Source organism: Pseudomonas sp. Z5-35 (assembly GCF_051131945.1).
Classification (GTDB): Bacteria; Pseudomonadota; Gammaproteobacteria; order Pseudomonadales; family Pseudomonadaceae; genus Aquipseudomonas; species Aquipseudomonas marvdashtae.
Genome location: NZ_CP071640.1, coordinates 4,772,422 through 4,798,418, shown reverse-complemented (window position 1 = coordinate 4,798,418; position 25,997 = coordinate 4,772,422). Strand labels below are relative to the sequence as shown.

Sequence of the window (25,997 nt, the reverse complement as noted above, 5' to 3'; positions counted from 1 at the left end):
CGTCCTCCACGCCCTGCCTCCCATCGTCCTGGCGCGAAGCTTCCAGCCGCAGCGCCGCGCCGTGTGGCCAAGGCCCCGCCGGCCGAGCCGAAGCTGATCCTGTTCAACAAACCCTTCGATGTCCTGACGCAGTTCAGCGACGGCGAAGGGCGGGCGACCCTCAAGGATTTTATCGACGTGCCCGGCATCTATCCGGCCGGGCGCCTGGATCGCGACAGCGAAGGCCTGTTGCTACTGACCAACGATGGACAATTGCAGGCGCGTATTGCCGACCCCAAGCATAAGTTGGCCAAGACCTATTGGGTGCAAGTGGAGGGCGAACCCAGCGCCGAACAGTTGCAGCGCCTGCGCGACGGCGTGGAGTTGAACGACGGCATGACGTTGCCGGCGCAGGCCCGCCAACTGGACGAGCCGCAATTGTGGCCGCGCAACCCGCCGGTGCGCTTTCGCAAAAGCGTGCCGACGAGTTGGCTGGAGCTGGTCATCCGTGAGGGACGCAACCGCCAGGTGCGGCGCATGACCGCGGCGGTCGGCTTGCCGACGTTGCGCCTGGTGCGGGTCAGGATCGGCGACTGGACGATCGAAGGGCTTGATCAGGGCCAGTGGAAGGAAGTGCCGGCGCGCTTATAACGTGCCGGATTCGATCAGGCCGATCACCACGCTCTTGATGATGAAGGCTGCCACGCCAAGGCCCAGTACAAAAAACAGAATGAACGAGCCAAAACGCCCTGCCTTGGATTTCTTCGCCAGGTCCCAAACGATAAAACCCATGAAAATGATCAGGATGCTGACCAGGCCGGTCATCATCCACTCTTCGAAAACAGCAGGATCCATCGGGGCACTCCGGCGTGGGCGGGATTGAAAAGGCGGGCCGAGTATACGGCATGGGGCCGGGGTGCAGGACTGGCCTGCGGCGGTGTGTCGCAGCTGTTCATCGCTCGCCACAAAAGCGGTCAGCTTCGCAGATGCGTCAACGGCAGTTCGGTGCTGTTGAGCACCTGGTTCAGCACAAAACTCGAACGCACGCTGGTGACGCCATCGATCCGCGTCAGGTGCCCCAGCAACAGTTTCTGGTAATGGTCCATGTCCGGCACGACTACCTTGAGCTGGTAGTCCGCGTCCATGCCGGTCACCAAGCTGCATTCCAATACTTGCGGTAGATTACGTATCGCGGCTTCGAAGTTTTCGAAACGCTCGGGGGTGTGGCGGTCCATGCCGATCAGTACGTAGGCGGTCAGGCTCAGCCCGAGCATCTTGCGATCGAGCAGGGCGACCTGGCGGGAGATGTAGCCGTCGTCCTCCAATTGCTTGACCCGCCGCGAGCAGGGGGAGGGCGACAAGCCGATGCGTTCGGCCAGTTCCTGGTTGGAGATGCGCGCGTCGCGCTGCAATTCCGCCAGAATGCTCAGGTCGTAACGGTCGAGTTTGCTCATTGAGCGGGCCTTTATCTGGTTAATTGCGGAAGATTATCCATCCAGGGGTAAAAATTGCGCAAGTAGTGTTTATTCAAGCAATCTTCGCAATCATCCGTCGGCGCCCCAGGCCTATGCTTACCACCAAGATCACTGCTCGGACAAACAGTCCAGTGCAGCCCGCCCAATCCGGCCGGCTGCGGTCGCAGTACCCACCGGTACTGGTAGACCCCCGAGCTGCACACTGTCCAGAAGACGGCGTGAGGTGAGCCGACGTCATAAGCGTCGCGCACGGACTAGATTCTCAAGGGGAGGCCGACGGGCCTCCCTTTTTTATAGGCGCAGGAATTTGCTTCGGCTAGGGCACGTCATATCCGCAAGAACGCAGGCGTTGGCGGTTCAGGCGTTTGTCTGGATAGTCGGCGCGCCAGTTCAGCTTTTGGTCAAAGCGGGATTTGACGTGGGCGCAGGCGGCCTTGATTCTTGTGTCGGCCTCGGCCAGCGCAATGTCGGACAGCCGATTGATTTTCAGGCTTTGGAAAAAGGGTAGAAGAAAGGCTTCATCCAGATCATAGCCCTTGGTCCCCTCGGGCAAGCGTTGGCCGGCCCTGACCGAGAACGGTTGTTTCAGGCCACTCTGGTTTTCCCAGCACCAGTATTGGATGTCCTCTTCCCATTCCCCCGTCGGGCTGTGCCACATGTCGTAGAAGCGCAGGCATTGCATGCCTTGCCGGGTGACCCAGTCGATCTGATCGGGGCGCGGCTCGTTCTGGCTGATGTCCATCAGGTCCAGTTTGTTTTGCAGGAACTGCTCGGGAGAATAGAGCGTCCCTTCGTCCTTGCCGTCAAGCAGGCTTTCAACGGTTATCCAGCGCGATGAGGCCAGCACTACCAGGTCGCCAGAGCGAAAGCTGCCAGAGGCGCTCGCTGACTGAATGTCGCGCACCTTGTCGTAGTTGAAGCCGCTTTGGATGGTGCCGCACGGGGGGCGCCTCAACGGCCCGGGCAAGTCGTATGAGAAGCGCGGGCTGAGGGTCACTCGTTGTTCTCCCACTTCACACAACATGCGGCTTAGCCGCCGATCATCTTCATAGACCAACGGTACGGGTGCGCAACCCCACAGGGCTATGGACAGTAGCATCAGGGCCACAAGACGGATCCTCGTGGCGAGGCACCGCATGAGGGGCCCCTGACCCCATCTGGATGGAATTGTCATGCCTTCACTCCCTTGATTGGCTCATTGCGACAGAGGCCGGCAGTCGTTACGGGTGAATGTAAGTTCCTGTCGTCCGGCGAATCGATAGCCATGTTAGAGGAAAACCTTCAGTAGCCTGCGAATAAACCCCGTGGCTGATAACCTGTCGCAGAACCGGCCTGGGCTTTTCCAGTCTCATCATCAGGCCCCGAACCGTTGTGAGGAATTTCATGAAGTCGCGCATCTGGCGTTTGGCAGGTGTTGGTCTGTTGTGGGCAAGTGTCAGTGCGCAGGGAGTGGCCGACGATCAGCAAAACCGTGGTGGGCCGGAAGGCGGTCGCGGGCAGGACGGGCGCGGCGGCAACGGCCAGGGTTACTCGGGCCAGCCGCGTCCGCAGAGCAATGAGATCATTCGGGGCGACAACAGCCGTCAGTTCGAGGTCAAGCCGCAGAACCCAGGCGGGCAGCACTACGATCGGCCACCCCAGGATCCTAACGCCCACGGTCGCCCGCCGCAGCAGCAACCCGGCAATAACCTGCCGATCCAGGGCCGGCCCGATAACGTGACCCAGACTCGCGAGCCGCAACCGGGCTACTACCGCGATATTCCCCGTCGCAACGATGGCTACCCGAACCCACGCCCCGGCCATGACGGCCGTCCCGACCAGCAATGGCCCGGTCGGCCGGGCGGGCATGGCAACGGCTGGGGGCCTGGGCCGCAGTATCGCCCGGGTTATGTAATCGACCGATTCCCGGATCGCAACTACCGCGTGCCTTATCGCGGCCACGATTATTTCTACTCCGGCGGTTATTGGTATCGTCCGCAAGGACCGCGTTATGTCGTGGTGCAGCCGCCACGGGGCATTCGCACCCGCTACCTGCCCGATTATGCCCGCGAGGTCTGGATCGGCAGCTCGCTGTTCTTCCTCGCGGCCGGCGCCTATTACATCTACGAAGCCAATACCCAGGATTACGTCGTGGTCGAGGCACCGGTCGCCAACCCGCAGCCGCAACCCCAGGGCAACAGCTTTGATGTGGTGGCTTATCCGGCCAACGGCCAGTCTCCCGAGCAGGTCAACCAGGACGGTTATGATTGCTATCGCTGGGCGGTGCAGCAAAGCGGTTTCGATCCGCGCAACTACACCTACCCGCCGGCGCCTGAAGTGGTACAGACCTATCGGCAAGCGCAAGGGAGCTGCTTGAGCAGTCGTGGGTATCGGGTTCAATAGCAGCTTCAAGCTTCAAGCTTCAAGCTTCAAGCTTCAAGCTGATGCGGTTCTGCTTGCCGCTTATAGCTTGTCGCTTGTAGCTGTCCTTACTGGATCCGAGTGCACCAGCACTTCGGCCTTCGGATAGGCGCGATGGATCGCATCGGCGGCTTGGTCGCTGATGCCATGGGCGACTGACAAGGTCAGTTCCCCCGGCAACTCCAGATGTAACTGCACAAACCAATGGTTGCCGGAGATTCGTGTGCGCAGGTCATGCGCACCGACCACGCCGGGTACCGCGCAGGCCAGCTCCAGCATGTGCTGGCTGACGTCCGGCGGCAGTTCTTCATCCATCAGCACGGCGAAGCTCTCCCGGGCGATCTGCACGGCGCTCCACAAAATGTAGGCGGCGATGCCCAGGCCGAACCAGGCATCAAGCTGATACCAGCCGAAGCCGGCCAGGACCAGCGCAACCAGGATGCTGCCGTTGAGCAGCAGGTCCGAGCGGTAATGCAGGGAGTCGGCGCGTACGGCGTTGGAGCCCGTGGCGCGCACGACCCGATGCTGCAAGGCCAGCAGCGCCAGGGTCAGGGCCAGGGAAAATACGATCACACCGACACTGACCCAAGGCGCCTCCACCGGGACGGGGTTCTGGAGCCGATCGAAGGCCTGCAAGGCGATCAACACCGCACTGCCGCCAATGAACAGCGCCTGGGCCATGCCGGCCAAGGACTCAGCCTTGCCATGGCCGTAGCGATGGTCATCGTCGGCGGGGCGTAGCGCGTAATGCACCGCCAGCAGATTGAGCAGCGAGGTGACGCCGTCCAGCGCCGAATCGGTCAGGCCGGCGAGCATGCTCACCGAACCGCTCAGCCACCAGGCCAGCGCCTTGGCGACGATCAGGATGAACGCCACGGCCACCGACGCCCGGGTGGCCAGGCGTAGCAGGCGAGCGTGTTCGGTGCTGGTGGTCATGGCGCGGTCTTCCTTGGTTGCGCCTCTTATGCGGCGGGCTTGAGACCGAGCGCAGCCAGTTGCTGGGCGTTGCCCTTGTGCTGGATCAGGCGCGGATCGTCCAGTGGGAAACTGCGGCCCAGTTCGCTTTCCAGGATCGCTTGCAGCTTGTGATTGTTGACCGTGCCGTCGGGGTTGATGGCTGGCTTGAGTTTCTCGGGCTCGATCTGGACGCTTCGGCCCGGTTCGAAGTAGATCGCACCAGTGGCGAAGTCCACGGCAAAAGCGATCAGCCCGGGGACGATGTAGAACAGCAGGCCGACGGCGTCGAGCGCAGCGATGGCCGGGTCGATCTTGCCGTCGATCTGACCGCGACGGTCCGGGTAGAAGATCGAGCCACAGGCGCTGATCTGGGTCAGCAGGCTGGCGACCAGGACGCCGCCGATCACGCGAAAGGGAATACGCATAGCAATCTCCTGAGCAGGTAAGGGCGTTGCTGGTTGGAGTCCAGACCACGCTAAACAGTTCGCCGTTATACTCGGCCCTCTGTTTTGGAGCCAGCATGATTTCTTTGCCGATCGATGAAGTTTTACCCGCCCTGCGCCAAGCCCTGGCGTCGCGTCACGAAGCCGTGCTCGAAGCGCCCCCCGGTGCCGGTAAAACCACCCGTGTTCCCTTGGCCCTGTTGAACGAGTCCTGGCTGGCCGGGCAAACCATCCTGATGCTCGAACCCCGGCGTTTGGCGGCACGGGCGGCGGCCGAGCGATTGGCCAGTGAATTGGGGGAAAAAGTCGGCGAAACGGTTGGCTACCGGATCCGGCTCGACAGCAAAGTCGGGCCCCACACGCGCATTGAAGTGGTCACCGAAGGCATCCTCACTCGCCGCTTGCAGGACGACCCGGCGTTGGAAGGCGTGGGGTTGCTGATTTTCGACGAGTATCACGAACGCAGCCTTGATGCCGACCTCGCCCTGGCCTTGAGCCTCAACGGCCGCGAGTTGTTTCGTGAAGACCAGCCGCTGAAGATTCTGCTGATGTCCGCCACTTTGGAAGGCGAGCGCCTGGCGGGTTTGCTGGACGATGCGCCGATCCTGCGCAGCGAAGGCCGCATGTTCCCCGTGACGGTGCGCTGGGGCCGGGCCTTCCAGTCCGGCGAGTTCATCGAGCCACGGCTGGTGCAAACGGTGCTCGAAGCTCTGCACGACGAAACTGGCAGCGTACTGGTGTTCCTGCCCGGACAGGCGGAGATTCGCCGGGTCCATCAACAACTGGCCGAGGCGCTGGGCGGGGGCGGCAATGTGTTGCTGTGCCCGTTGCATGGTGAGCTGGACCTCGCCGCCCAGCGTGCCGCCATCGATCCGGCACCGCCCGGCCAACGCAAAGTCGTCCTTGCCACTAACATCGCCGAGACCAGCCTGACCATTAACGGCGTGCGGGTGGTGGTGGATGCCGGGCTCGCCCGCGTACCGCGTTTCGATCCGGGTAGCGGCATGACTCGCCTCGACACCCAGCGCATCTCCCGCGCCAGCGCCACCCAGCGCGCCGGTCGAGCCGGGCGACTGGAGCCGGGTGTGTGTTATCGGTTGTGGTCAGAAGACCAGCATGAGCAATTGGCTGCTTACGGCAGCGCGGAAATTCTGTCGGCCGACCTGGCCGGGTTGGCCCTGCAACTGGGCCGCTGGGGCGTGACGCCGCGGCAATTGGTCTGGCTCGATATACCGCCCGCCGCCGCGTATGCCCAGGCTCAGGACCTGCTGCAACGGCTGGGCGCGCTGGAGGGCGAACAGCTGACCCGTCACGGCCAGGCGATGGCTGAGTTGCCAGCCCACCCGCGAATCGCCCATTTGCTGTTGCGCGGCCAGGCGCTGGGGCTGGCCGACATGGCCTGCAACGTCGCAGCCTTGTTGGGCGAGCGCGACATTCTCAGGGGCGCTGGCGCGGACTTGCACAGTCGCCTGGCGTTGTTGTCCGGCGAGGAGCGAGCGGCACGCGGTGCCCAGGGCGGTGTGCAACGGGCCCGGCAGTTGGCCCGGCAATATCGCGGTTACCTGCGGGGCAAGGCTGAAGAAGCCGTGGCCGATCCCGATCATCCGCGCTGGCTCGGCGCCTTGCTGGCGTTGGCCTATCCGGACCGCGTCGCGCAGCAGCGACGGCCCGGCGGGGCGGAATATCGGCTGGCGAACGGCCGGGCGGCGCTGTTTGCCGAGGCTGATAGCCTGATGAAACAAGCGTGGCTGGTGGTTGCCGACCTTGGCAGTCGCCAAGGCCAGCGAGAAGAACGGATCTATCTGGCGGCGGACTTCGATCCGGCGCTGTTCGACTCGGTGCTCGCCGAACAGGTGCGCACGGTGGATCAACTGGATTGGGACGAGCGCGAAGGCGTGCTGCGGGCCGAGCGCCAGCGCAAGGTCGGCGAACTGGTACTCAGCCGCGAGCCGCTGACGGGGCTGGATGAATCGGCGCGTAGCCATGCCTTGGTCAACCTGGTCCGGCGCAAGGGGCTGGAGCTGCTGCCATGGACGCCGGAGCTGCGCCAATGGCAGGCGCGGGTGGCGCTGCTGCGCCGTCTTGACATGGCGGTCAAGGGCGAGAGCGAATGGCCGGATGTCAGCGACGCCGCGTTGCTGGACAGTCTCGAACAGTGGTTGATGCCGTATCTGGGACGGGTCTCGCGCCTCAGTCATTTTGCCAACCTGGATCTGTCGAGCATCATCCGCAACCTGTTGCCTTGGCCTTTGCCGCAACGCTTGGACGAACTGGCGCCGCACCATTTGAGCGTGCCCTCGGGGTCGTCGATTCGCCTGGATTACAGCGAGCATCCGCCGGTCCTCGCGGTACGCTTGCAGGAGCTGTTTGGCCTGGCCGACACCCCGCGTATCGCCGGTGGGCGGCAGGTGGTCAAGCTGCATCTGTTATCGCCCGCTCGGCGTCCGGTGCAGGTGACGCAGGACCTGGCGAACTTCTGGCGCAGCACTTACGCCGAGGTGAAGAAGGATCTGAAGGGGCGTTATCCCAAGCATTACTGGCCGGACGACCCGCTGGTGGCCGAGGCGACGGCGCGGGCCAAGCCGCGCAGATAAAAACAGCGCGGGCCTGCGTACGGCGGCGGATGTTAGATTTACGCGTTCGGAAATTGCCCCAATGCGCCCTTCATTGCTTCGGATAAGTTCATGGCAAAAAAACCAGCAGCGCCCAGCTTGACCTTGATCGACGTGGCCAGGATCGCGGGCGTTTCGCCAATGACTGTCTCCCGGGCATTGCATCGCCCTGAACTGGTGAGCGAGAACACCCGGGAAAAGGTCCGCGAGGCGGTGCGCCAATCGGGTTATGTGCCGAATATGCTGGCCGGTGGCTTGGCCAGTAGCAAAAGCCGTCTGGTGGCTATTTTTCTGCCAACCATCGCCAACTCCATTTTTGCAGACACCGTGCAATCACTGATGGACCGCCTGGCCCAGGCGGGCTACCAAACCCTGGTGGGGCTTACCGGCTACAGCCCGGAGCAGGAAGAAAAGTTACTGGAGGCCGTTCTCGGGCGGCGCCCGGATGGCATCGTGTTGACCGGTACGCTGCACACCGAAGCAAGCCGTCTGCGACTCGCCCAGGCAGGTATCCCGGTGGTTGAAGCCTGGGACCTGAGTGAGGATCCCTTGGATATGCTGGTTGGCTTCTCCCACGAAAAGGTCGGGGAGGCGACCGCGCGCCACCTGGTGAAGAAGGGCTACCAGCGCTTTTCCGTGGTGAGCATCAGCGACCCCCGTGGCCTGCGGCGTTGCAACAGCCTTATCGCCGAACTCAAGCGCCAGGGCATCGGGCAGGTGCCGATGGAAGTCCTGGCGCCGCCTGCCACGCTTGAGGTTGGACGGGAAGGATTGCGGCGGTTATTGGGCTCGTCGAACCGCCCCGACATCGTCGTGTGCAGCTCGGACACGGTGGCCCAAGGCGTCCTGGCCGAAGCCGCGAGCCAGCGCTTGAACGTGCCCGGCGACCTTGCCGTCATGGGGTTCGGGGACTTGAGCAGCGCGGCGCAGGTCTATCCCGCGTTGTCGACCGTCAGCGTCGACGGTAAGAACATCGGCTTGAAAGCGGCTGAGGCGCTGCTTGAGCGATTCGATAATCCTTCGACCCAGAAACCTGTGCGCATTGATACAGGTTTCACCCTGATCGACCGCGCCAGTACCTGAGTGGGAACACGTTTGCAGGCTGGATTTGCGGTTGAATGATTGCGCAATCACTGTAGTATTTGCAAAAGGGCTCGCGTTCCATGAACGAAAGCCCTTTTTTAAACGCAGCAATGATTGCGCAATCATCGATTCTAAAACGGTGAACATCGATTCGAAGAGACCAAGGAGTAGTCGCATGCTCGTAGCAGAAAACACCCGTAGATCCTCCGACGACGACCGTATTGCCTGGGTTCGTGTGGCGTCGGTGATTCTGCCGCTGGCCAATCCGATCAGTGACGCCAAGGTGCTTACCGGGCGGCAGAAACCGATGACAGAAATTGCCATTCTGTTCGCGGAGATCGAAACCATCGATGGGCATCGCGGCCTCGGCTTCAGTTATTCGAAACGTGCCGGTGGGCCTGGGCAGTTCGCCCACGCCCAGGAAATAGCACCGGCGCTGATTGGTGAAAATCCGAGCGATATTGCCAAGCTGTGGACCAAATTGTGCTGGGCCGGTGCCTCGGTGGGGCGTAGCGGTATGTCGACACAGGCCATCGGCGCGTTCGATGTGGCGTTATGGGATTTGAAAGCCAAGCGGGCGAATCTGTCCCTGGCCCGTTTGCTCGGTGCTCAACGTGACTCGGTGCGGTGCTACAACACCTCGGGCGGTTTCCTGCACACCCCACTCGATCAACTGATGAAGAACACCGACTTGTCTCGTGAAAAGGGCATCGGCGGCATCAAGCTGAAAGTCGGGCAACCGGATTGCGCCATTGATATTCAACGGGTGAGCACCGTGCGCAAGCACCTTGGGGACAACTTCCCGCTGATGGTCGACGCCAACCAGCAGTGGGATCGGCCGACCGCCCAGCGCATGTGCCGGCAATTCGAAGGGTACAACCTGATCTGGATCGAAGAGCCGCTCGATTGCTATGACGCCGAAGGCCACGCTGCATTGGCGCAACAATTCGATACGCCGATCGCGACCGGTGAAATGCTGACCAGCGTTGCGGAGCACGCCGAATTCATCAAGCTGCGCGGTGCCGACTTCCTGATGCCTGACGCGCCACGCGTGGGCGGTATCACGCCTTACCTGAAGGTGGCGGCGATGGCTGAGCAAGCCGGTTTGATGCTGGCGCCGCATTTTGCCATGGAGTTGCACGTCCACCTGGCGGCGGCTTACCCGACCGAACCCTGGGTGGAGCATTTCGAATGGCTTGAACCACTGTTCAACGAGCGCCTCGAAACCCGCGAAGGGCGGATGCTCGTGCCCACTCGGCCAGGTCTTGGACTGACGCTCAGCGAGCAGGTCAAGCCGTGGACGGTGCAGGAGGCGACGGTCGGGACACGTCCCTGATAGCCGTGTTGTATACGAACCCGCTAACGAGGCCATCGTATGGCCTCTTCGAGGACTGACGACCACCCGCGGCAGCGTCGTCGGTAGCGCTGTAGCGCCTCTCAGGGCGTCGCCGGCAACAGAAGCCGCGCGATCACCGGCAGATGATCGGAAATGCGCAACGTGTCGTCCTGCCGTACCTGCGCTTCGACCCGTTTGAGGCGCGGGCTGTAGAACAGGTAGTCGACGGTCCGGTCGGGGCCGTTGAGGCCGGGGTCGTTCGGGTAGTGGGTCAGCCAGTGTGCGCGGTCGATGCCGCTGGCTTCGTTGTTGGTGGGGATCATCGGGTATTTGTCCCACAACTGATGCAGCTCGCTGTCGGCGGAGTAGGGCGAGCGCTGTTCGGTGGGCAGGCGTCGGTATTGGCCCAAGGGCAACAGATTGAAATCGCCACCGATTAGCCACGGGGTACCGGCGGACTCAAGCTTGTCGAGGACCTTGGACACGGCGCCGACCTGAGCCTGGGCGGTGTCATCCGGCTGTGCGGCGCGTTCCAGATGCGTATTGAGCACCGCCAGTTGGCCACCGCCGTTCACGGGCAGGTAACTCACCAGCAAGGCATTTTTCGGCTGGAACTGACGCGTGATGAAGTTCGCCTCGGCCACTGGCAATTGCACCCGCTCGGCGTGGTCGATGCGGTAGCGGCTCAGTGTCGCCAATTGCCGGCCAACGCTGCCGAAGATGTACGGGTTGGGGATAAAGTCGGCTTTCCAGTCGAAGGCGCTGGCGGCGCAGGGATACAGGTCGGCCAAGCGTTCCTGCAACAGCTTGAGCTGGTCCTGGTAATCGCTGGCCTTGGCGCCGTTGTCGAGCTCTTGGAGCAACACCACGTCCGGTTGCTCGTCGCGAATGACCCGCGCCACTTCGTCGAGGCTGAAGGCCATGTCTTCCAGGGTCGGGCTTTCATCGTCGCCCTGGGCCAGGTCGTGCCAGAACACGTAGCGCTTGCCGGCCAGGAACTGGACGTTCCAGGTCATCACCTTCAACGCCTGCCCAGGCACCAGCGGCGCGGCATTCGCGGCGCAACTGACCGGCAGCGCCTCCCGGGCCTGGGGGCGCCAGGTCAGGCCATAGATGGCGAAGATCCCGATGCCGACGAACAGCAACAGGCCCAGCACGGTGTATCGCAGCAGACGGGTCATGGCGCGGGCTTTTCTGCAATCAACATGAACATTCGGAACAGCACCACCGTGGTGAACAGTTGCAGGAAACTGTGGATGCTGTCGACCAGTAAACTGATCAATGGATTCTGGGGCTCAGGGTACACCGAGACGCTGGCGCCCTTGAGCAGCCACAGCGGAATCATCACGGCCAGGATGCACAACAGGATTCGCCAGAAATGGCCCCGACTCAGACGCGCGCTTTCCTTCATCGCGGCCAGCGGCGCCATGCCTCTTAACACCAAGAGGTATTCACCGAAGGCGAGGACGACCATCAGCCATAGCCCCGGCAGGAAATACAGGGAAATGCCGATCAGGATCAGCAGCGTGTTGAGGGCCGTCAGCAAGGCGAAGCGTGGCCACTGGAGCAGAGCGGCCGCCAGCAGGTCACGGGCGCGGGGGGCTTCGCCACGACTGCGGGCGTCGAGAAACAGAATCAACGCGACGGTGTACAGCGGGTACACAAGGAGACCGACGATCACGCTGTAGCCGGAAAAACCTTCGGCCCCGAAAGCGCTGTCCACCCCTTGTTGCAGCACTGCTTCCAGTATCACCAGCGGCAGGCAAAGCTGGGCGATCCGGCCCAGATGGCGCTTGAAAAAATACAAGGAGTCACGCAGTACTTCTAACGGATTCATGAGTCGGTATCGCACTTCAGAAAAAGCGGTTCGACACTTTACCCATCAGGTGGCTGCATAAACAAACGTAAACATCAGGTAAAGACCGTTGAAAGGTTCCTGTTGAACCCCATTACTGACGAGGACCGGTGTTTAGGACCGGCTCGGTTTTCTATCCGGCAATCTGATGAGGTCGCCATGAACAGCGAAGAACAAACCCTGATCGATGGACTGTTTTCACGGCTGCAACAGGCCGAAAAGGATTCAGCCCCGCGTGACGCCCAGGCTGAGGCGCGGATCAAGGAGCACTTGGCCAACCAGCCTGCGGCGGGCTATTTCATGGCCCAGGCGATCCTGGTGCAGGAGGCCGCGATCAAGCGCCTCGATGAGCAGAACAAGCAGCTCGCCCAGCAGGTCGAGCAACTGCAGGTTGAGTTGCAGCAGGCCCGTAACCAGACTTCTGCACCCAGCGGCGGTGGTGGTTTTCTCTCAAGTATTTTCGGCGGCAGCAGCCGCGATTCGCGTCCGGCCACTGCGCCGGCCTCCAGCGGTAGTGGCTGGCGCGAACCGGCGCGACCTGCTTTCAATTCGCCGGCCCAGCAAGGCTTCGGCGCGGCGCCGGGCAGCTATGGCGCGCCGCAACAGCAAGCCCCGGCGGCGGGCAGCTTTCTCGGCGGTGCCTTGAAAACCGCGGCGGGCGTGGCCGGTGGCGTGATGCTGGCCCAGGGCATCAGCAGTCTGTTCCACAGCAACCAACCCCAGGAAATCGTCGAAGTCCTCAAGGAAGAACCGGTCCTGCCGGCCAGCGACACCGCTGGGAGCACCGACAACGGTTGGGGCGACGACCAGCGCGTGGCCGACAGCGATGCCTACGGCAACGCCCCGGGCGGTTTCAGCGACGCGGACTACAGCGACGATTCGTCATCGTTCGGCGACGACGACTCCTTCGTCTGACGCGCCATTCGTCCGGGGCGCCCTGGCGCCTCGGGCCGATTATTCGCGGAACGTTCCTTGAGGCTGGCATACTGGGCAACTTTTCGGGCCGGGTGGCCTGCGCGCGTGTGCATTCATGAGGAAACGCGGTGAAAAAAATCGCAGTGTTCGCCGATGTCCAGAACCTCTACTACACCGTGCGCCAAGCCTACGGCTGTCATTTCAATTACGCGGCGTTGTGGGCTGATGTCAGCAAGCAGGGGCAGATTGTCGAAGCCTATGCCTATGCGATCGATCGCGGCGACAGCAAGCAGCAGCAGTTCCAGCAGATCCTGCGCAACCTGGGTTTCACCGTGAAACTCAAGCCCTATATCCAGCGCAGCGACGGCTCGGCCAAGGGCGACTGGGACGTGGGTATCACCCTCGACATCATGGACGCCGCCGACCACGTCGATGAAGTGGTGCTGGCCTCTGGCGATGGCGATTTCGACATGCTGCTTGAGCGCATCATCAGCAAGCACGGCGTGCAAGCGGTGGCCTACGGCGTGCCAGGGTTGACCGCCAACTCGCTGATCCGCGCCGCCAGTCGCTACGTGCCCATCGAAGGCGCGTTGCTACTCAAGAACTGATTTTCAAGGAGCCCCACAGGTTTGGAACGCATCGCAGTCATCGACTTTGAAACCACCGGCATCACCCCGAGCAGCAGTTGCCGGGCCACCGAAATCGCCGTGGTGATTCTCGAACGAGGCCGGATCGTTGACCGTTATCAGAGCCTGATGAACGCCGGCGTCCGCGTCCCGGCCTTCATCGAGCAACTGACCGGGATCAGCAATGCCATGCTGCGCAGCGCCCCCCCGGCGGAAAAGGTGATGAACGAGGTCAACGAATTCGTCGGCACCACGCCGTTGCTGGCCCATAACGCCGCGTTCGACCAGAAGTTCTGGGACTTCGAACTGGGACGGATCAAACGCACCCGTCTGCAAAACTTCGCCTGTTCATTGTTGCTGGCCAGGCGCTTGATGCCGGCGGCACCCAACCACAAGCTCGGCACACTCAACACGTTCGCCGGCTTGCCCCACACCGGCCAGGCTCACCGGGCCATGGCCGACGCCGAAATGGCCGCCAACCTCACCGCGCACCTGGCTTCGCAACTGCGGCAAAAGCATGGGCTGCAGGAGCTGTCCCATGACCTGCTGTGCAGTTTGCAGAAGGTGCCGGCGGCGAAGATCAACGAGCATCTGAAGCGCCATCGCGGTTTCTAGACACACCCCGCAACCCCTTAATCAATATCTCCGTGTTTTGAAAAGTGTATGGCTCGGATAAACAGGTTTTGTAGCTTATTTTCTGCCTGTCGCCTTTCTAGAATGAACGGCTCTCATCGTCCTGACTTCGAGTTGAACATGCCTGTCCCACGTCGTTTTCCGTTGCCGTTGATCGCTGCCTTCTTCGCCTTGTACGTCATCTGGGGTTCGACCTACCTGGTGATTCGCATCGGCGTCGAGCATTGGCCGCCCTTGCTGCTGGCCGGGATTCGTTTCGTGATCGCCGGGTCGCTGATGTACGGCTTCCTGCGTTGGCGTGGGGCGCCGGCACCGACCTGGGTGCAATGGAAAGCCGGGGCACTCATTGGCGTGCTGCTACTGACGTTCGGCAACGGTGCGGTGAGTGTCGCCGAGCACATGGGCGTGGCGTCTGGGGTGGCGGCGTTGGCCGTGGCGACGGTGCCTTTGTTTACCTTGCTCTGCGGCTATTTCTGGGGCGCACGTAATACCCGTCTGGAATGGGCAGGGATTGTGTTGGGATTGATCGGCATCGCCATGCTCAACCTGGGTTCCAACTTGCAATCGAGCCCGTTGGGGGCGGCTTTGCTGGTCTTCGCGGCGGCTTCCTGGGCCTTTGGCTCGGTATTGAGCAGACACTTGCCGTTACCGGCCGGGGCGATGGCCAGTGCCGTGGAAATGCTGGTCGCCGGCGTGGTGTTGTTGATCGGCAGCTTCGCCAGCGGCGAACATCTGGAGAGCATGCCGCCGCTGGAAGGCTGGCTCGCGCTGCTCTATCTGATCGGTTTCGGCTCGATCATCGCCTTCAATGCCTACATGTACCTGCTCAAGCATGTGCGTCCGGCGGCGGCGACCAGCTATGCCTACGTCAATCCAGCAGTGGCGGTGTTGTTGGGGATCGTCTTTGCCGGAGAAACCATCGGCATCGAGGAGGCGATGGCGATGCTGGTGATCATCAGCGCCGTGGTGTTGATCGGCTTGCCGCAGTGGCGCAAGCCCAAGCCTGCACCGGCCGAATCCTGATTTAGGGTAAACTGCCGCGCATTGCACACCTTGCGCTGATTTTTCCTACGGTATCTCCATGACTTTCGCCACTCTTGGCCTGATCGAACCCCTGCTGCGCGCCCTCGAGACGCTCGGCTACCAGACGCCGACGCCGGTCCAGGCCGAAGCCATGCCGGCGGTGCTCGCCGGTCGCGACCTGATGGCCGCGGCCCAGACCGGCACCGGCAAGACCGCCGGTTTCGCCGTGCCGCTGTTGCAGTTGCTGACCACCGAAGGGCCGAAGGTGACCGCCAATTCGGTACGGGCGCTGATCCTCGTGCCGACCCGCGAGCTGGCCGAGCAGGTTCATGAAAGCGTGCGCCAGTACGCGCAGAATCTCCCTTTGAGCACCTACGCCGTGTACGGTGGCGTCAGCATCAACCCGCAGATGATGAAGTTGCGCAAAGGCGTCGATTTGTTAGTCGCCACGCCGGGCCGCCTGCTCGATCTGTTCCGCCAGAACGCGCTGACGTTCAACCAGCTCCAGACGCTGGTGCTGGACGAAGCGGACCGCATGCTCGACCTGGGTTTCTCCGAAGAGCTGGCGAATATCTACAAGGCCCTGCCGAAGAAGCGCCAGACGCTGCTGTTCTCGGCCACGTTCTCCGATGCGATCCGCCTGCTGGCCGGGCAGATGCTCAACGACCCGTTGAGCATCGAAGTGAGCCCGCGCAACGTGGCCGCGAACACCGTCAAGCAGTGGGTGGTGACGGTCGACAAGAAACGCAAGCCGGAACTGTTTGTCCACCTGATGCGAAAGCACAAGTGGAAGCAAGTGCTGGTATTCGCCAAGACCCGCAACGGCGTCGATGCGTTGGTGGAAAAACTCCAGGGGCTGGGCGTCAACGCCGATGGCATCCATGGCGACAAACCCCAGGCCACCCGCCAACGCGCGCTGGACCGCTTCAAGGCAAGCGAAGTGCAGATACTCGTGGCGACCGACGTTGCCGCTCGCGGGCTGGATATCGAGGATTTGCCGCTGGTGGTGAATTTCGATTTGCCGATCGTTGCCGAAGACTACATCCACCGCATCGGCCGCACGGGCCGGGCGGGCGCCACAGGGCAGGCGATTTCCCTGGTTTGCGCCGATGAAGTGAATCTGCTGTCGGCCATCGAAACCCTGACTCGTCAGACTTTGCCGCGGCAGATGGAGCAGGACTTCGAGCCTGAACACCGCGTGCCGGACACCGATGCCAGCGGCCAGGTCGTCAAGAAGCCGAAAAAGCCGAAGAAGCCGAAAACCCAAGGCAGCGGCGGCAAGCGCAACCTGGGCAAGTGGGTGGACAGCGGCGACTCGGGACCGGTCGAACCTTCGGTGAAACCTGTGCGAAAAGTGCCGGTGTTCAATACTGGGCCACGCAAGAGGAAGCCTTGAGAGCAGCTTCAAGTTGTAAGCTGCAAGCTGCAAGTTGGACGCATGCAGCCTAAGGCTTGCAGCTTGCAGCTTGCAGCTTGCAGCTTGCAGCTTGCAGCTTGCAGCTTGCAGCTTGCAGCTTGTAGCTTGTAGCTTGCAGCTTGTGACTTACAACTTGCCGCTGTTTCGCAGAAACCCCACCATCCCCAACCCCGCCGCCCGGCCACTGGCAAAGCACGCTGTGAGCAAATAACCCCCGGTCGGCGCTTCCCAATCGAGCATTTCCCCCGCGCAGAAAACCCCAGGAAGTTGCTTGAGCATCAGGCCCTCATCCAAGGCTTCGAAGGTCACGCCTCCGGCGCTGCTGATGGCTTCGTCCAGCGGGCGGGTTTTCACCAGGGTAACGGGCAAGGCCTTGATCGCCTGGGCCAGCCGCGCCATGTCGGCGAAACAATCGGCAGACGTGAGTTCTCGCAACAACGCCGCTTTGACCCCGTCGATCCCCAGTTGGCTGTGCAGGTGCTTGGCCATCGAGCGTGAGCCGCGCGGCTTGCCCAGTGCTTGAAGAATTTTGCCCACAGGCCTGCCCGGCAGCAGATCCAGATGAATAATGGCGTGTCCATGCTGGTTGATGGCCTCCCGAATCCGCGCAGACAGCGCATAGATCAGGCTGCCTTCCAGGCCGGTGGCGGTGATGACGCATTCGCCGAGGCGCGGCACGTCGTCGTTGAGTCCGATGGCGATATTCTTGAGCGGCGCGCCGGCGTATTTGCCAATCAGCAGATCGCTCCAGGCCGGCACGTCGAATCCGCAGTTGCTCGGCTGCAAGGCCGCCAAGGCGATACCGCGCTGTTCCAGCTCCAGCATCCAGGCACCGTCGGATCCCAGGCGTGACCAGCTGCCGCCGCCCAATGCCAGCAACGTCGCGTTGGGCCGCAACGACTTTTCACCGTCTGGACTGGCGATACGCAGGCTGCCGTCGGTATTCCAACCGAGCCAGCGATGGCGCGTGTGGATCACCACGCCGGCATCGCGCAAGCGTTTGAGCCAGGCGCGCAAGAGCGGCGCGGCTTTCATGTCCGTAGGAAATACCCGCCCGGAGCTGCCGACAAAGGTCTCGATGCCCAGGCCGTGAATCCACTGACATAACGCTTGCGCGTCGAACGCCCGTAGCAGTGGGGCGACATTCGACGCGCGCTCGCCGTAGCGGGACAGGAACGCCGGGAACGCTTCCGAGTGGGTAATGTTCATTCCGCCGACACCGGCCAGCAAAAACTTCCTACCCACAGATGGCATGCCGTCATAAAGGTCGACCTGGATGCCGGCCTGGCTCAACACCTCGGCCGCCATCAGGCCGGCGGGGCCACCGCCGATGATGGCGACGTTTGGAGAAGAGGCTGGGGCAGTCGAGGTCATGATTTGAACTTTGGGGCTGGAAGAGGCGCAGCATTCTAGCAGCACCGGTTCTTCTGGGAGCGGCGGAGCTCAGATTGATCAAAAAACAACCAGTGCGGCGCGGACTAGAGGCAACATAGGCTGTAAGCCGTTTCGCTCAGGTTATCCACAGGCCGTTCCACAGCCATTGTGGGTAAAGCGCAGATTTCAGTGACAACCTGATGACGCCCAGACCTTTTGTGCGCTGTGGTGCAGGATCCCGTGGCGCCGGGCCAGGGCTTTGCGGTCCTTGCTGTAGCCGCCGCCGATCACGCCGACCACCGGGATGTCCCGCCCCAGGCAATGACGCATCACGCTTTCATCCCGGGCCGCGAGGCCTTCGTCGGTCAACTTCAGGTAACCGAGGGCATCGTCCTTGTGAACGTCGACCCCGGCGTCATATAGCACCAGGTCCGGCTGATAGAGCGGCAGCAGGTAGTTGAGGGCGTCATCGACGACGCTCAGGTACGCGTCGTCGCCCATGCCCATCGGCAGGGGAATGTCCCAGTCGCTGTGCGCCTTGCGTGCCGGAAAATTCTTTTCGCAGTGCAAGGAAACTGTCACGGCGTCCGGGGTGTCATGGAGTATTCGGGCGGTACCGTCGCCCTGATGCACATCGCAATCGAAAATCAGCACCCGCGAGACCCGGCCACTGGCCAGGAAGTAGCGGCTGATCACCGCCAGGTCGTTGAAAATGCAAAAGCCCGCCGGGTGGTCGTAGTGGGCGTGATGTGTACCGCCGGCCAGGTGACAGGCCAGCCCATGCTCAAGCGCTTGTTCGGCGGCGAGCAGTGAACCGCCGACGGCGCGCACCGTTCGCCGGGCCAAGGCTTCGCTCCAGGGCAGGCCAAGGCGCCGTTGGTCTTCGCGGGACAACTCGCCGCCCATATAGCGTTCGATATAACCGCGATCGTGGGCCAGGGCGAGAATCTCTGGCGGGCACAGCGCCGGACGCAACAGGTCCGCGTCCCGGGTCAGGCCGCTGTCCACCAAGTGGTCGCGCAGCAGGCGAAACTTGTCCATGGGGAAACGGTGCTCCGGGGGAAATTCGGGGCTGTAGTCTTCGTGGTAGATCAGCGGCAGCGGCATGGTGTTTTCAGTGGCGATTGAGTGACGGATCCTACCAGCGATGTAAACTCTGGGGCATGGAAAGGGAGTGAAAATGGAGCCGATACTGGAACTGGAAAGCGCACGGCTGATACTGCGACAGTGGAGCGATGATGATCTGCCGGCATTTGCAGCGATGTCTGCCGATCCCCAGGTGATGCGTTATTTTCCGGCACCGCTGAGCCGCCTGGAAAGCGCCGCGTTGATCGGCCGGGTGCGCGGGCATTTCGCCGAGCACGGTTTTGGTTTGTGGGCCCTGGAACGCAAGGACACCGGGGACTTCATTGGCTTCACCGGGTTGGGCGTGGTCGGGTTCGACGCACATTTCACCCCCGCGGTCGAGATCGGCTGGCGCCTGGCCCGGGAGCATTGGGGCTTGGGGTACGCCAGCGAAGCCGCCTGGACGGCGTTGCGCTGTGGGTTCGACCGCCTGGGCCTGGATGAAGTCGTGGCGTTTACCGCTGTGGATAACTTGCCATCGCAGAAAGTCATGCAAGCCATCGGTATGCTGCATGACCCGGCCGATGACTTCGAACATCCAAAGCTCGCGGTCGGCCATCCATTGCGTCACCATGTGCTCTACCGAATCAACCGCGAGCAGTGGCTGCAGACCCTGCACGGTTAGCCGACACGGACGTCTACAATGCCCGCCACAATGGCCCGGGCCAATCATCGATCCGCCGTCGCAGCCCAGTCTGCGCGGTTTTGTGCTGTTGTGAGGAAAGTCTGAATGAGCCACGTGTTGGAAGATCTGGTCGACCTGCTGACCCTGGAACCGATCGAGGAGAACCTGTTTCGCGGTCGCAGCCAGGACTTGGGGTTCCGCCAGTTGTTCGGCGGCCAGGTGTTGGGCCAGTCGTTGTCGGCGGCCAGCCAGACCGTGGAAGAGGCGCGCCATGTGCACTCGATGCACGGTTACTTCCTGCGCCCGGGCGATGCGGCGTTGCCGGTGGTCTATCAAGTCGATCGCGTGCGTGACGGCGGCAGCTTCAGCACCCGTCGGGTCACGGCGATCCAGAAGGGCAACCCGATCTTTACCTGCAGCGCGTCGTTCCAGTACGACGAGCAAGGTTTTGAACATCAAAGCACCATGCCGCAAGTCGTCGGGCCGGAGAATTTGCCCTCGGAGCTTGAGCTGACCCAGCAGCGGGCGCACCTGTTGCCCGAGCACATGCGTGAAAAACTGCTGTGCCCCAAGCCGATCGAGGTGCGCCCGGTCACGGAAAAAGATCCTTACAACCCGCAGCCGGCCGATCCGGTCAAATACGTGTGGTTCCGTGCCGACGGCGCCCTGGCGGATTCGCCAGCCCTGCATAAATACCTGCTGGCCTACGCGTCGGATTTCGGACTGTTGACCACCTCGATGCTGCCACACGGCAAATCGGTCTGGCAGAAAGACATGCAGGTCGCCAGCCTCGATCACGCGTTGTGGTTCCATGCCGACCTGCGCGCCGATGACTGGCTGCTCTACGCCATGGACAGTCCATGGGCCGGCAATTCCCGTGGGTTCTCTCGGGGCAGCGTGTTCAATCGCGCCGGGCAATTGGTGGCTTCGGTGACCCAGGAAGGCTTGATCCGCCATCGCAAGGATTGGGCATGAGCCTGGCCGATGTGCGGCACTGGGTGTTCGACATGGACGGCACGCTGACCATCGCCGTGCATGATTTCGCCGCGATCCGCGTGGCCCTGGCGATCCCGCCCGAAGACGACATCCTCACGCATCTGGCCGCATTGCCAGCAGAGGAAGCGGCGGCCAAGCATGCCTGGTTGCTGGAGCATGAGCGGGACTTGGCGTTGGGGTCCAAGCCAGCGCCAGGGGCGGTCGAGTTGGTGCGCGAGTTGGCCGGGCGTGGTTATCGCCTGGGCATCCTGACCCGCAACGCCCGCGAACTGGCTCATGTAACCCTCGAGGCCATCGGCCTGGCGGACTGTTTTGCCGTGGAGGACGTGCTGGGCCGCGACGAAGCGCCGCCCAAGCCTCATCCCGGCGGCCTGTTGAAACTGGCCGAAGCCTGGAGCGTGGCGCCGGAGACGATGGTCATGGTCGGCGACTATCGTTTCGATCTGGACTGCGGCCGTGCGGCGGGGGCGCGGACGGTGCTGGTAAACCTGCCAGACAACCCGTGGCCCGAACTGACGGACTGGCATGCGCGCGATTGTGGGGAACTGCGACGGATGCTCGCTTGAAGGGCGGATCTTTCTCGCCGGCAGACTCGCGTGGGTTCACTGACCAAACAATGCCTTCAGCCCTTCGGGTGAATTGAACATTCCATTGCCATCGTGCCCGACGCCGGGCACCTCGACGAGCCGCTGGTTCAATCCTTGCGGATGACGCCGGCTCAGGTAATCGAAAAAGAACTGCCCACGCAGCAGTCGATACGCGCCCTGGGTTTGAGCTTCACAGCCTTTGTCCAGCGCCGGGTGTTCCGGGTCGATGTCCTGTTGCCCCAGCAGATAGACAATGTCGCGCTTGATGTAACGCTCTTCAAGCTGGACCGCCGTCTGGCCGGTGGCATAGGCCGGCAGGTTTTCAAGGCCATATTTCCAACGGTTGAAAGTTGGGCAACTGGCAGGGTCGAACGCCATCGGGCGCTGCGCATCGAGGTAGGCGTAGGACGATGGGTTGGCGACGACAAAGCGTGGCGCAATACGCGATGGACCATGGGCGAGCAGGGCATAACGCTGCACCACTTGGGCGCCGCCGGAATGACCGGCGATGACGATTTCCTTCACTTCGGGGAACTGTTGTCGGTCGCTGACCCGGGCGACGATGTCGTCCAGCACCTGGAATGAGCTGACCGGGTCTGGCCCCGTGGATTGACCGCCCGCCATCCACTCATTGCCCTGCCAGCGCAGGATGTCGGCAGGCAACTGATGGCGCGCCACATCGTGTCCGTTGAGAAACTGCGGGGCGATGATCAAGGTCGTCGCCGATTGACCGGCCTGCGCGGCGGCTTTTTCAGCGCTGTGCAGGTAAGTGTCGGCATTGCGCAGCCGGCCATGGACGATGATCAGCACCCGTTGGATCGAAGAAGGCGGTGGGCTCACGGCCACGGCCATCGCGCCCGCCTTGAATTGCAGCCGTCCCTGGGCGATGGCGTTTACACCGTGTTCGTCTGCCTGTGCCATGCAGCACAGCATCAACCCGAGCAATGCCGCCCACCTCATTACAAGGTTTTCGCCGCGAAGGTGTCGCATTGGCTCACTTGGCCTTGGGCGAAACCAATCTTGAACCAGCGAACCCGTTGCGCCGAAGTGCCGTGAGTGAAGGAGTCCGGCACTACGCGGCCCTGGCCTTGCTGCTGCAGCCGATCGTCGCCGATCGCGTTGGCGGCGTTCAGGGCCTCTTCGATGTCCCCTGGCTCAAGCCAGTTCAGGCGTTTTTGCGCGTGGTTGGCCCAGACGCCGGCCAGGCAGTCGGCCTGCAATTCCTGGCGCACCAGCAAGCCACCGTCGCCTTCCATTTGCCGGCCTTGTTGGCGGGCTTCCTGGATTTTTGCCGACACACCGAGCAGCGTCTGCACGTGGTGCCCTATTTCGTGGGCGATGACGTAGGCCTGGGCGAAATCGCCGGCGGCGGAGAAACGCTGGGACATTTCCTTGAAGAAACTCATGTCCAGGTAGACCTGCCGGTCTGCCGGGCAATAGAAAGGGCCGGTCGCCGAGGACGCTTGGCCGCACGCCGAATTGACCCGACCACTGAACAACACCAGCTTCGGTTGCTGGTACTGGCGCCCCGCTTGCTGGAACACTTGGCCCCAGGTGTCTTCGGTATCGCCGAGGATGGAACGGACGAATTCGGCCTGTTCATCGTTGGCCGGTGGCGCCTGGCGCGTTTGCGACGAGGCAGGGGCCGAGCCCTGGTCCATCTGTCCGGCGAGTTGCCCGAGGATTTGCATGGGGTCCTGGCCGGTGACCCAACCGATGCCGACAATCAGGATGATCGCCGTCAGGCTCAATCCCTTGCCACCGCCAAAGCGCATCCCGCCGCCGCCCCCACCGTCACCACGGGCGTCCACCACGTTGTCACTGCGGCGACCTTTTTTCCATAACATGTGGGAAATCCTCTGAATGAGCGTGCGAAGAGATGACCGCTATGGCGCAGTCTAGTCTTTAGGGGCGCAAGGTGCGCGCCGTGCCTGAGCTGTCAGGCAACCGACGCGGACTTTGGTTCAGCACTGAGCCGAACCCTGCCTGGCTGCGGATTTTTCATTACACTTCGGATCCAGAACTATCGGAACCCTCGCTGGCCCAATAACTGCACCGCGCATCACGACCTTTACATCAAGCAACGCAGGTTTCCCTATGACCATCAGCACTCCGCTCTCCGGCGTCAATCAGGCTTTCAAGGGCATCGTGCTTATTCTGGTCGCAACGTTCCTGTTCTCCAGTCATGACGCATTGTCCAAATACCTCTCGGGCTTCTATCCGATCGTCATGGTGGTCTGGGCACGTTATGTCGTGCACACCTTGTTGATGGCAGGGATTTTCCTGCCGCGCTCGGGGCTGCGCGTGCTGCGTACCAAGCGCCCTTTGTGGCAGTTGGCGCGGGCGTTGTGCCTGTTGGGGACCAGTTTGTTCTTCACCACCGCGCTGATGTTCATCCCTCTCGCGGAGGCGACGGCGGTCAACTTCCTCGCGCCAGTGCTGGTCACCGCCCTATCGGTGCCGTTGCTCGGCGAGCATGTGACGCGTGGCCAATGGATCGCGGTGATCTTCGGTTTTATCGGCGTGTTGATCATCGTCCACCCGGGCGGCGATCTGTTTACGCCGGCGGTGCTGTTGCCGTTCTGCTCGGCGCTGTTTTTCTGCTTCTACCAGTTGCTGACGCGCAAGCTCAGCGAGATCGACAGCCCGACCACCAGCAATTTTTTCGCCGGCCTGTGCAATACGTTGGTGATGAGCGCGTTGGTGCCGTTCTTCTGGCAAGTGCCGAGCCTGACGCACGGGGTGATGATGCTGGCGCTGGGCGCTTGCGGGATGACTGCGCACCTGATGCTGACCCAGGCGTTCCGCTTTGCCGCCCCGGCGTTGCTGGCGCCGTTCGGGTATTGCCAGATCATCTTCGCCGGTTTGCTGGGCTGGTTGTTTTTTAGCCATACGCCGACGCTGACCACGATTGTGGGCATTGTGCTGATCTGTCTGAGTGGATTGGCCGCGGCGTGGCAGCAGCGGCGCAAATAGTTAGGCAGAGCCCCTGTGGAGCGGGAGCAAGCTCCCTCGCCACAGGTAAGTCGCTGTCCGCCAGCGCATGGACAGTCAGTTTTCCAGGATTGGAACCTTGCGCGGCGCCATGAAGTACATCCAGATCAATGCAATGAAGTACATCGCCGGGATCAGGGTGAACAGCACGGTGTAATTATTGTTGGTGATCGTCAGGATGTGCCCCACCAACTGGGTCATGAACATCCCGCCGATGGCCGCGCACATGCCGCCGAAGCCGAACACCGTACTCATCATGTGCTTGGGCGTGTAATCCATCACCAGGCTCCAGATGTTCGCGGTCCAGGCCTGGTGCGCGCCGATCGCCAGGGAAATGGCAAACACCGCTACCCACAGGCTGCTGGAGCCGGCGGCCATGATCACGCCGACGATGCAGCAGGCAAACAGCAGCATGGAGAGCAGCCGTGCCTTGATCGGATTGACCCCGCGGCCAATCAGGAACGAAGACAAAATCCCGCCGCCGACACTGCCGAAGTCGGCGGTGAGGTAGATGATGATCAGCGGAATGCCCATCTGGGTCACGTTGATGCCCAGGTTGTATTGCTGGTTCAAGAATGGCGGTAGCCAGTACAGGTAGAACCAGAACACCGGCGCGGTAATCGAGTAGGCCAGGGCGAACGCCCAGGTGCCGCGCATGCGCAGGATCCGGGAGAACGGCACGCGGGCCTGGTCCGGTTCGTCCTGGGCCTGGATGTAGTCCAGTTCTGACTGTTTGACGCTCGGGTGATCTTCCGGGTTGAAGTATTTCAGACCCCAGAACAGCAACCAGATCCCGCCTAGCGCGGCCATGCACAGGAACGCGGCCTGCCAGCCCCACACGTGCAGGACCAGTGGCAACAGCATCGGCGTGAACATTGCGCCGACGTTGGTTCCGGCGTTGAAAATACCGGTGGCCACGGCGCGTTCGCCCGCCGGGAACCACAGCCGGGTGGTCTTCACGCAGGCCGGGTAGTTGGCGGCTTCGGTCAGGCCGAGGATGAAGCGGCAGACCATGAAGCCCACCGCCGAAGTAGCCAGGCCATGGGCGCCGGTCGCCAGGCTCCAGAGCAGCACGGCGCAGAAGAACACGCGCTTGACGCCAACCCGATCGATCAGCCGACCCTGCAACACGAAGCCGATGGCATAGCCGACCTGGAACCAGAAATTGATGTTGGCGTAATCCATCGCCGTCCAACTCATTTCCTTGGCAAGAATGGGCTGCATGACGCCCAGTGCGGCGCGGTCGATGTAATTCAGGGTGGTGGCAAAAAACACCAGGGCGAGCATGCCCCAACGGGTCTTGCCCACCGCCATGGCGCCACGGATCTTGTCGCCGACGCTTTCGGTGGAGGCACCCAGGCCGGGGGCCAGGCGGGAACTTTGGGAAGGAATCATAGGTGCACCCGTTCTTGAAATTCTTATGGTGTGGTCTGGGTTTGCCATTGGGACGGCAGTTCAGGCCGGCGTCAACGTGGGGCCGATGGTGCGCAGTGGCTAAAAAATCGTCAATTCGTTAATCGGGCATTGTGTTCGATAATCGCC

Annotated in this window: 26 protein-coding genes; 14 read left to right on the top strand and 12 right to left on the bottom strand. The window is 62.1% G+C overall.

The window, feature by feature from the left end; all coding sequences use genetic code 11:
• Positions 1 to 63: 63 nt before the first annotated feature.
• Positions 64 to 630: a pseudouridine synthase gene (locus J3P95_RS22065; RefSeq protein WP_186638756.1), complete on the top strand. Its 567-nt coding sequence runs from the start codon at positions 64 to 66 to the stop codon at positions 628 to 630.
• Here J3P95_RS22065 and J3P95_RS22060 read toward each other — a convergent pair.
• The 3 genes from J3P95_RS22060 to J3P95_RS22050 form a co-directional block, all read right to left on the bottom strand.
• The gene (locus tag J3P95_RS22060; RefSeq protein ID WP_039594082.1) at positions 625 to 834 is read right to left on the bottom strand and encodes a DUF2788 domain-containing protein; all 210 of its coding nucleotides are present in this window, start codon (positions 832 to 834) and stop codon (positions 625 to 627) included. The genes J3P95_RS22065 and J3P95_RS22060 overlap by 6 nt on opposite strands.
• 119 nt (positions 835 to 953) lie before the next feature.
• Entirely contained in the window at positions 954 to 1,433 is a 480-nt protein-coding gene (locus J3P95_RS22055; RefSeq protein WP_135847313.1) for an Lrp/AsnC family transcriptional regulator, read from the bottom strand.
• Between the two features lie 337 nt (positions 1,434 to 1,770).
• Entirely contained in the window at positions 1,771 to 2,553 is a 783-nt protein-coding gene (locus J3P95_RS22050) for a hypothetical protein (protein WP_434581153.1), read from the bottom strand.
• Between the two features lie 284 nt (positions 2,554 to 2,837).
• On the opposite strand from J3P95_RS22050, the gene J3P95_RS22045 reads away from it, so the two are divergent.
• A complete protein-coding gene (locus J3P95_RS22045) occupies positions 2,838 to 3,836 on the top strand; it encodes a DUF6515 family protein (RefSeq protein ID WP_434579666.1) in 999 nt (332 codons plus the stop codon).
• 60 nt (positions 3,837 to 3,896) lie between these two features.
• Here J3P95_RS22045 and J3P95_RS22040 read toward each other — a convergent pair whose 3' ends face one another.
• Both J3P95_RS22040 and J3P95_RS22035 read right to left on the bottom strand, forming a co-directional pair.
• Positions 3,897 to 4,790, bottom strand: coding sequence for a cation diffusion facilitator family transporter (locus J3P95_RS22040; RefSeq protein WP_434579668.1), 894 nt, complete (start codon positions 4,788 to 4,790; stop codon positions 3,897 to 3,899).
• Between the two features lie 26 nt (positions 4,791 to 4,816).
• Positions 4,817 to 5,236 carry a polyribonucleotide nucleotidyltransferase gene (locus J3P95_RS22035; protein ID WP_434558752.1) on the bottom strand — a complete coding sequence of 140 codons (420 nt, stop codon included), beginning with the start codon at positions 5,234 to 5,236 and terminating at the stop codon, positions 4,817 to 4,819.
• 95 nt (positions 5,237 to 5,331) lie between these two features.
• Between J3P95_RS22035 and hrpB the strand changes: the two genes are divergently transcribed.
• The 3 genes from hrpB (at position 5,332) to J3P95_RS22020 (ending at position 10,285) form a co-directional block, all read left to right on the top strand.
• Positions 5,332 to 7,848: an ATP-dependent helicase HrpB gene (hrpB, locus tag J3P95_RS22030; RefSeq protein WP_434579670.1), complete on the top strand. Its 2,517-nt coding sequence runs from the start codon at positions 5,332 to 5,334 to the stop codon at positions 7,846 to 7,848.
• 90 nt (positions 7,849 to 7,938) lie between these two features.
• Complete coding sequence (locus J3P95_RS22025; protein WP_434579671.1) at positions 7,939 to 8,949, top strand: LacI family DNA-binding transcriptional regulator; 1,011 nt, start codon at positions 7,939 to 7,941, stop codon at positions 8,947 to 8,949.
• Positions 8,950 to 9,124: 175 nt separating this feature from the next.
• On the top strand, positions 9,125 to 10,285 hold the full coding sequence (locus tag J3P95_RS22020) for an L-talarate/galactarate dehydratase (RefSeq protein WP_434558749.1): 1,161 nt from the start codon (positions 9,125 to 9,127) through the stop codon (positions 10,283 to 10,285).
• Positions 10,286 to 10,386: 101 nt separating this feature from the next.
• On the opposite strand, the gene J3P95_RS22015 is transcribed toward J3P95_RS22020, so the two are convergent.
• Positions 10,387 to 11,466, bottom strand: coding sequence for an endonuclease/exonuclease/phosphatase family protein (locus J3P95_RS22015; RefSeq protein WP_434579673.1), 1,080 nt, complete (start codon positions 11,464 to 11,466; stop codon positions 10,387 to 10,389).
• The gene (locus tag J3P95_RS22010) at positions 11,463 to 12,122 is read right to left on the bottom strand and encodes a YciC family protein (RefSeq protein ID WP_434579675.1); all 660 of its coding nucleotides are present in this window, start codon (positions 12,120 to 12,122) and stop codon (positions 11,463 to 11,465) included. The genes J3P95_RS22015 and J3P95_RS22010 overlap by 4 nt, the downstream gene beginning before the upstream one ends.
• Positions 12,123 to 12,299: 177 nt before the next feature.
• On the opposite strand from J3P95_RS22010, the gene J3P95_RS22005 reads away from it, so the two are divergent.
• From J3P95_RS22005 to J3P95_RS21985, 5 genes are all read left to right on the top strand, one after another.
• Entirely contained in the window at positions 12,300 to 13,055 is a 756-nt protein-coding gene (locus J3P95_RS22005) for a DUF2076 domain-containing protein (protein WP_434579677.1), read from the top strand.
• A 128-nt stretch (positions 13,056 to 13,183) separates the two neighbouring features.
• Positions 13,184 to 13,663, top strand: coding sequence for an NYN domain-containing protein (locus J3P95_RS22000; protein ID WP_030140338.1), 480 nt, complete (start codon positions 13,184 to 13,186; stop codon positions 13,661 to 13,663).
• Between the two features lie 21 nt (positions 13,664 to 13,684).
• On the top strand, positions 13,685 to 14,296 hold the full coding sequence (locus J3P95_RS21995) for a 3'-5' exonuclease (RefSeq protein ID WP_434579678.1): 612 nt from the start codon (positions 13,685 to 13,687) through the stop codon (positions 14,294 to 14,296).
• Positions 14,297 to 14,434: 138 nt separating this feature from the next.
• A complete protein-coding gene (gene yedA / locus J3P95_RS21990; RefSeq protein WP_434558744.1) occupies positions 14,435 to 15,337 on the top strand; it encodes a drug/metabolite exporter YedA in 903 nt (300 codons plus the stop codon).
• Between the two features lie 58 nt (positions 15,338 to 15,395).
• Entirely contained in the window at positions 15,396 to 16,733 is a 1,338-nt protein-coding gene (locus J3P95_RS21985; RefSeq protein WP_434558743.1) for a DEAD/DEAH box helicase, read from the top strand.
• Between the two features lie 147 nt (positions 16,734 to 16,880).
• Here J3P95_RS21985 and J3P95_RS21980 read toward each other — a convergent pair whose 3' ends face one another.
• The gene (locus J3P95_RS21980) at positions 16,881 to 18,128 is read right to left on the bottom strand and encodes a TIGR03862 family flavoprotein (protein ID WP_434558742.1); all 1,248 of its coding nucleotides are present in this window, start codon (positions 18,126 to 18,128) and stop codon (positions 16,881 to 16,883) included.
• A gap of 186 nt (positions 18,129 to 18,314) precedes the next feature.
• The gene (locus J3P95_RS21975; RefSeq protein WP_434558741.1) at positions 18,315 to 19,235 is read right to left on the bottom strand and encodes a histone deacetylase family protein; all 921 of its coding nucleotides are present in this window, start codon (positions 19,233 to 19,235) and stop codon (positions 18,315 to 18,317) included.
• A gap of 73 nt (positions 19,236 to 19,308) precedes the next feature.
• Here J3P95_RS21975 and J3P95_RS21970 point away from each other — a divergent pair, with 73 nt between their 5' ends.
• From J3P95_RS21970 to J3P95_RS21960, 3 genes are all read left to right on the top strand, one after another.
• Positions 19,309 to 19,878, top strand: coding sequence for a GNAT family N-acetyltransferase (locus J3P95_RS21970; protein WP_434579679.1), 570 nt, complete (start codon positions 19,309 to 19,311; stop codon positions 19,876 to 19,878).
• Between the two features lie 105 nt (positions 19,879 to 19,983).
• The gene (tesB, locus tag J3P95_RS21965; protein ID WP_024780306.1) at positions 19,984 to 20,853 is read left to right on the top strand and encodes an acyl-CoA thioesterase II; all 870 of its coding nucleotides are present in this window, start codon (positions 19,984 to 19,986) and stop codon (positions 20,851 to 20,853) included.
• Positions 20,850 to 21,440, top strand: coding sequence for an HAD family hydrolase (locus J3P95_RS21960; protein WP_434558739.1), 591 nt, complete (start codon positions 20,850 to 20,852; stop codon positions 21,438 to 21,440). Before tesB ends, J3P95_RS21960 begins: the two co-directional genes overlap by 4 nt.
• A gap of 36 nt (positions 21,441 to 21,476) precedes the next feature.
• Here the strand turns inward: J3P95_RS21960 and J3P95_RS21955 are convergent, their stop codons facing one another.
• A complete protein-coding gene (locus J3P95_RS21955) occupies positions 21,477 to 22,421 on the bottom strand; it encodes an alpha/beta hydrolase (protein WP_434579682.1) in 945 nt (314 codons plus the stop codon).
• Complete coding sequence (gene ypfJ, locus J3P95_RS21950; RefSeq protein ID WP_434558737.1) at positions 22,421 to 23,308, bottom strand: KPN_02809 family neutral zinc metallopeptidase; 888 nt, start codon at positions 23,306 to 23,308, stop codon at positions 22,421 to 22,423. The genes J3P95_RS21955 and ypfJ overlap by 1 nt, the downstream gene beginning before the upstream one ends.
• Before the next feature lie 250 nt (positions 23,309 to 23,558).
• Here ypfJ and J3P95_RS21945 point away from each other — a divergent pair, with 250 nt between their 5' ends.
• Complete coding sequence (locus J3P95_RS21945) at positions 23,559 to 24,437, top strand: DMT family transporter (RefSeq protein WP_434558736.1); 879 nt, start codon at positions 23,559 to 23,561, stop codon at positions 24,435 to 24,437.
• 75 nt (positions 24,438 to 24,512) lie between these two features.
• Here J3P95_RS21945 and J3P95_RS21940 read toward each other — a convergent pair whose 3' ends face one another.
• The gene (locus J3P95_RS21940; protein WP_434558735.1) at positions 24,513 to 25,850 is read right to left on the bottom strand and encodes an MFS transporter; all 1,338 of its coding nucleotides are present in this window, start codon (positions 25,848 to 25,850) and stop codon (positions 24,513 to 24,515) included.
• Between the last annotated feature and the right edge of the window lie 147 nt (positions 25,851 to 25,997).

Excerpts from the sequence above, each read along its gene's own strand:
- hrpB (WP_434579670.1), top strand. The coding sequence starts at position 5,332 with ATGATTTCTTTGCCGATCGATGAAGTTTTACCCGCCCTGCGCCAAGCC.
- J3P95_RS21945 (WP_434558736.1), top strand. The coding sequence starts at position 23,559 with ATGACCATCAGCACTCCGCTCTCCGGCGTCAATCAGGCTTTCAAGGGC.
- J3P95_RS22055 (WP_135847313.1), bottom strand. The coding sequence starts at position 1,433 with ATGAGCAAACTCGACCGTTACGACCTGAGCATTCTGGCGGAATTGCAG.
- J3P95_RS21975 (WP_434558741.1), bottom strand. The coding sequence starts at position 19,235 with ATGCCGCTGCCGCTGATCTACCACGAAGACTACAGCCCCGAATTTCCC.
- ypfJ (WP_434558737.1), bottom strand. The coding sequence starts at position 23,308 with ATGTTATGGAAAAAAGGTCGCCGCAGTGACAACGTGGTGGACGCCCGT.
- J3P95_RS22060 (WP_039594082.1), bottom strand. The coding sequence starts at position 834 with ATGGATCCTGCTGTTTTCGAAGAGTGGATGATGACCGGCCTGGTCAGC.
- J3P95_RS22035 (WP_434558752.1), bottom strand. The coding sequence starts at position 5,236 with ATGCGTATTCCCTTTCGCGTGATCGGCGGCGTCCTGGTCGCCAGCCTG.
- J3P95_RS22040 (WP_434579668.1), bottom strand. The coding sequence starts at position 4,790 with ATGACCACCAGCACCGAACACGCTCGCCTGCTACGCCTGGCCACCCGG.
- J3P95_RS22050 (WP_434581153.1), bottom strand. The coding sequence starts at position 2,553 with ATGCTACTGTCCATAGCCCTGTGGGGTTGCGCACCCGTACCGTTGGTC.
- J3P95_RS21955 (WP_434579682.1), bottom strand. The coding sequence starts at position 22,421 with ATGAGGTGGGCGGCATTGCTCGGGTTGATGCTGTGCTGCATGGCACAG.
- J3P95_RS22005 (WP_434579677.1), top strand. The coding sequence starts at position 12,300 with ATGAACAGCGAAGAACAAACCCTGATCGATGGACTGTTTTCACGGCTG.
- J3P95_RS21970 (WP_434579679.1), top strand. The coding sequence starts at position 19,309 with ATGGAGCCGATACTGGAACTGGAAAGCGCACGGCTGATACTGCGACAG.
- J3P95_RS21940 (WP_434558735.1), bottom strand. The coding sequence starts at position 25,850 with ATGATTCCTTCCCAAAGTTCCCGCCTGGCCCCCGGCCTGGGTGCCTCC.
- yedA (WP_434558744.1), top strand. The coding sequence starts at position 14,435 with ATGCCTGTCCCACGTCGTTTTCCGTTGCCGTTGATCGCTGCCTTCTTC.
- J3P95_RS22010 (WP_434579675.1), bottom strand. The coding sequence starts at position 12,122 with ATGAATCCGTTAGAAGTACTGCGTGACTCCTTGTATTTTTTCAAGCGC.
- J3P95_RS22015 (WP_434579673.1), bottom strand. The coding sequence starts at position 11,466 with ATGACCCGTCTGCTGCGATACACCGTGCTGGGCCTGTTGCTGTTCGTC.
- J3P95_RS22025 (WP_434579671.1), top strand. The coding sequence starts at position 7,939 with ATGGCAAAAAAACCAGCAGCGCCCAGCTTGACCTTGATCGACGTGGCC.
- tesB (WP_024780306.1), top strand. The coding sequence starts at position 19,984 with ATGAGCCACGTGTTGGAAGATCTGGTCGACCTGCTGACCCTGGAACCG.
- J3P95_RS21960 (WP_434558739.1), top strand. The coding sequence starts at position 20,850 with ATGAGCCTGGCCGATGTGCGGCACTGGGTGTTCGACATGGACGGCACG.
- J3P95_RS21985 (WP_434558743.1), top strand. The coding sequence starts at position 15,396 with ATGACTTTCGCCACTCTTGGCCTGATCGAACCCCTGCTGCGCGCCCTC.
- J3P95_RS22045 (WP_434579666.1), top strand. The coding sequence starts at position 2,838 with ATGAAGTCGCGCATCTGGCGTTTGGCAGGTGTTGGTCTGTTGTGGGCA.
- J3P95_RS21980 (WP_434558742.1), bottom strand. The coding sequence starts at position 18,128 with ATGACCTCGACTGCCCCAGCCTCTTCTCCAAACGTCGCCATCATCGGC.
- J3P95_RS22020 (WP_434558749.1), top strand. The coding sequence starts at position 9,125 with ATGCTCGTAGCAGAAAACACCCGTAGATCCTCCGACGACGACCGTATT.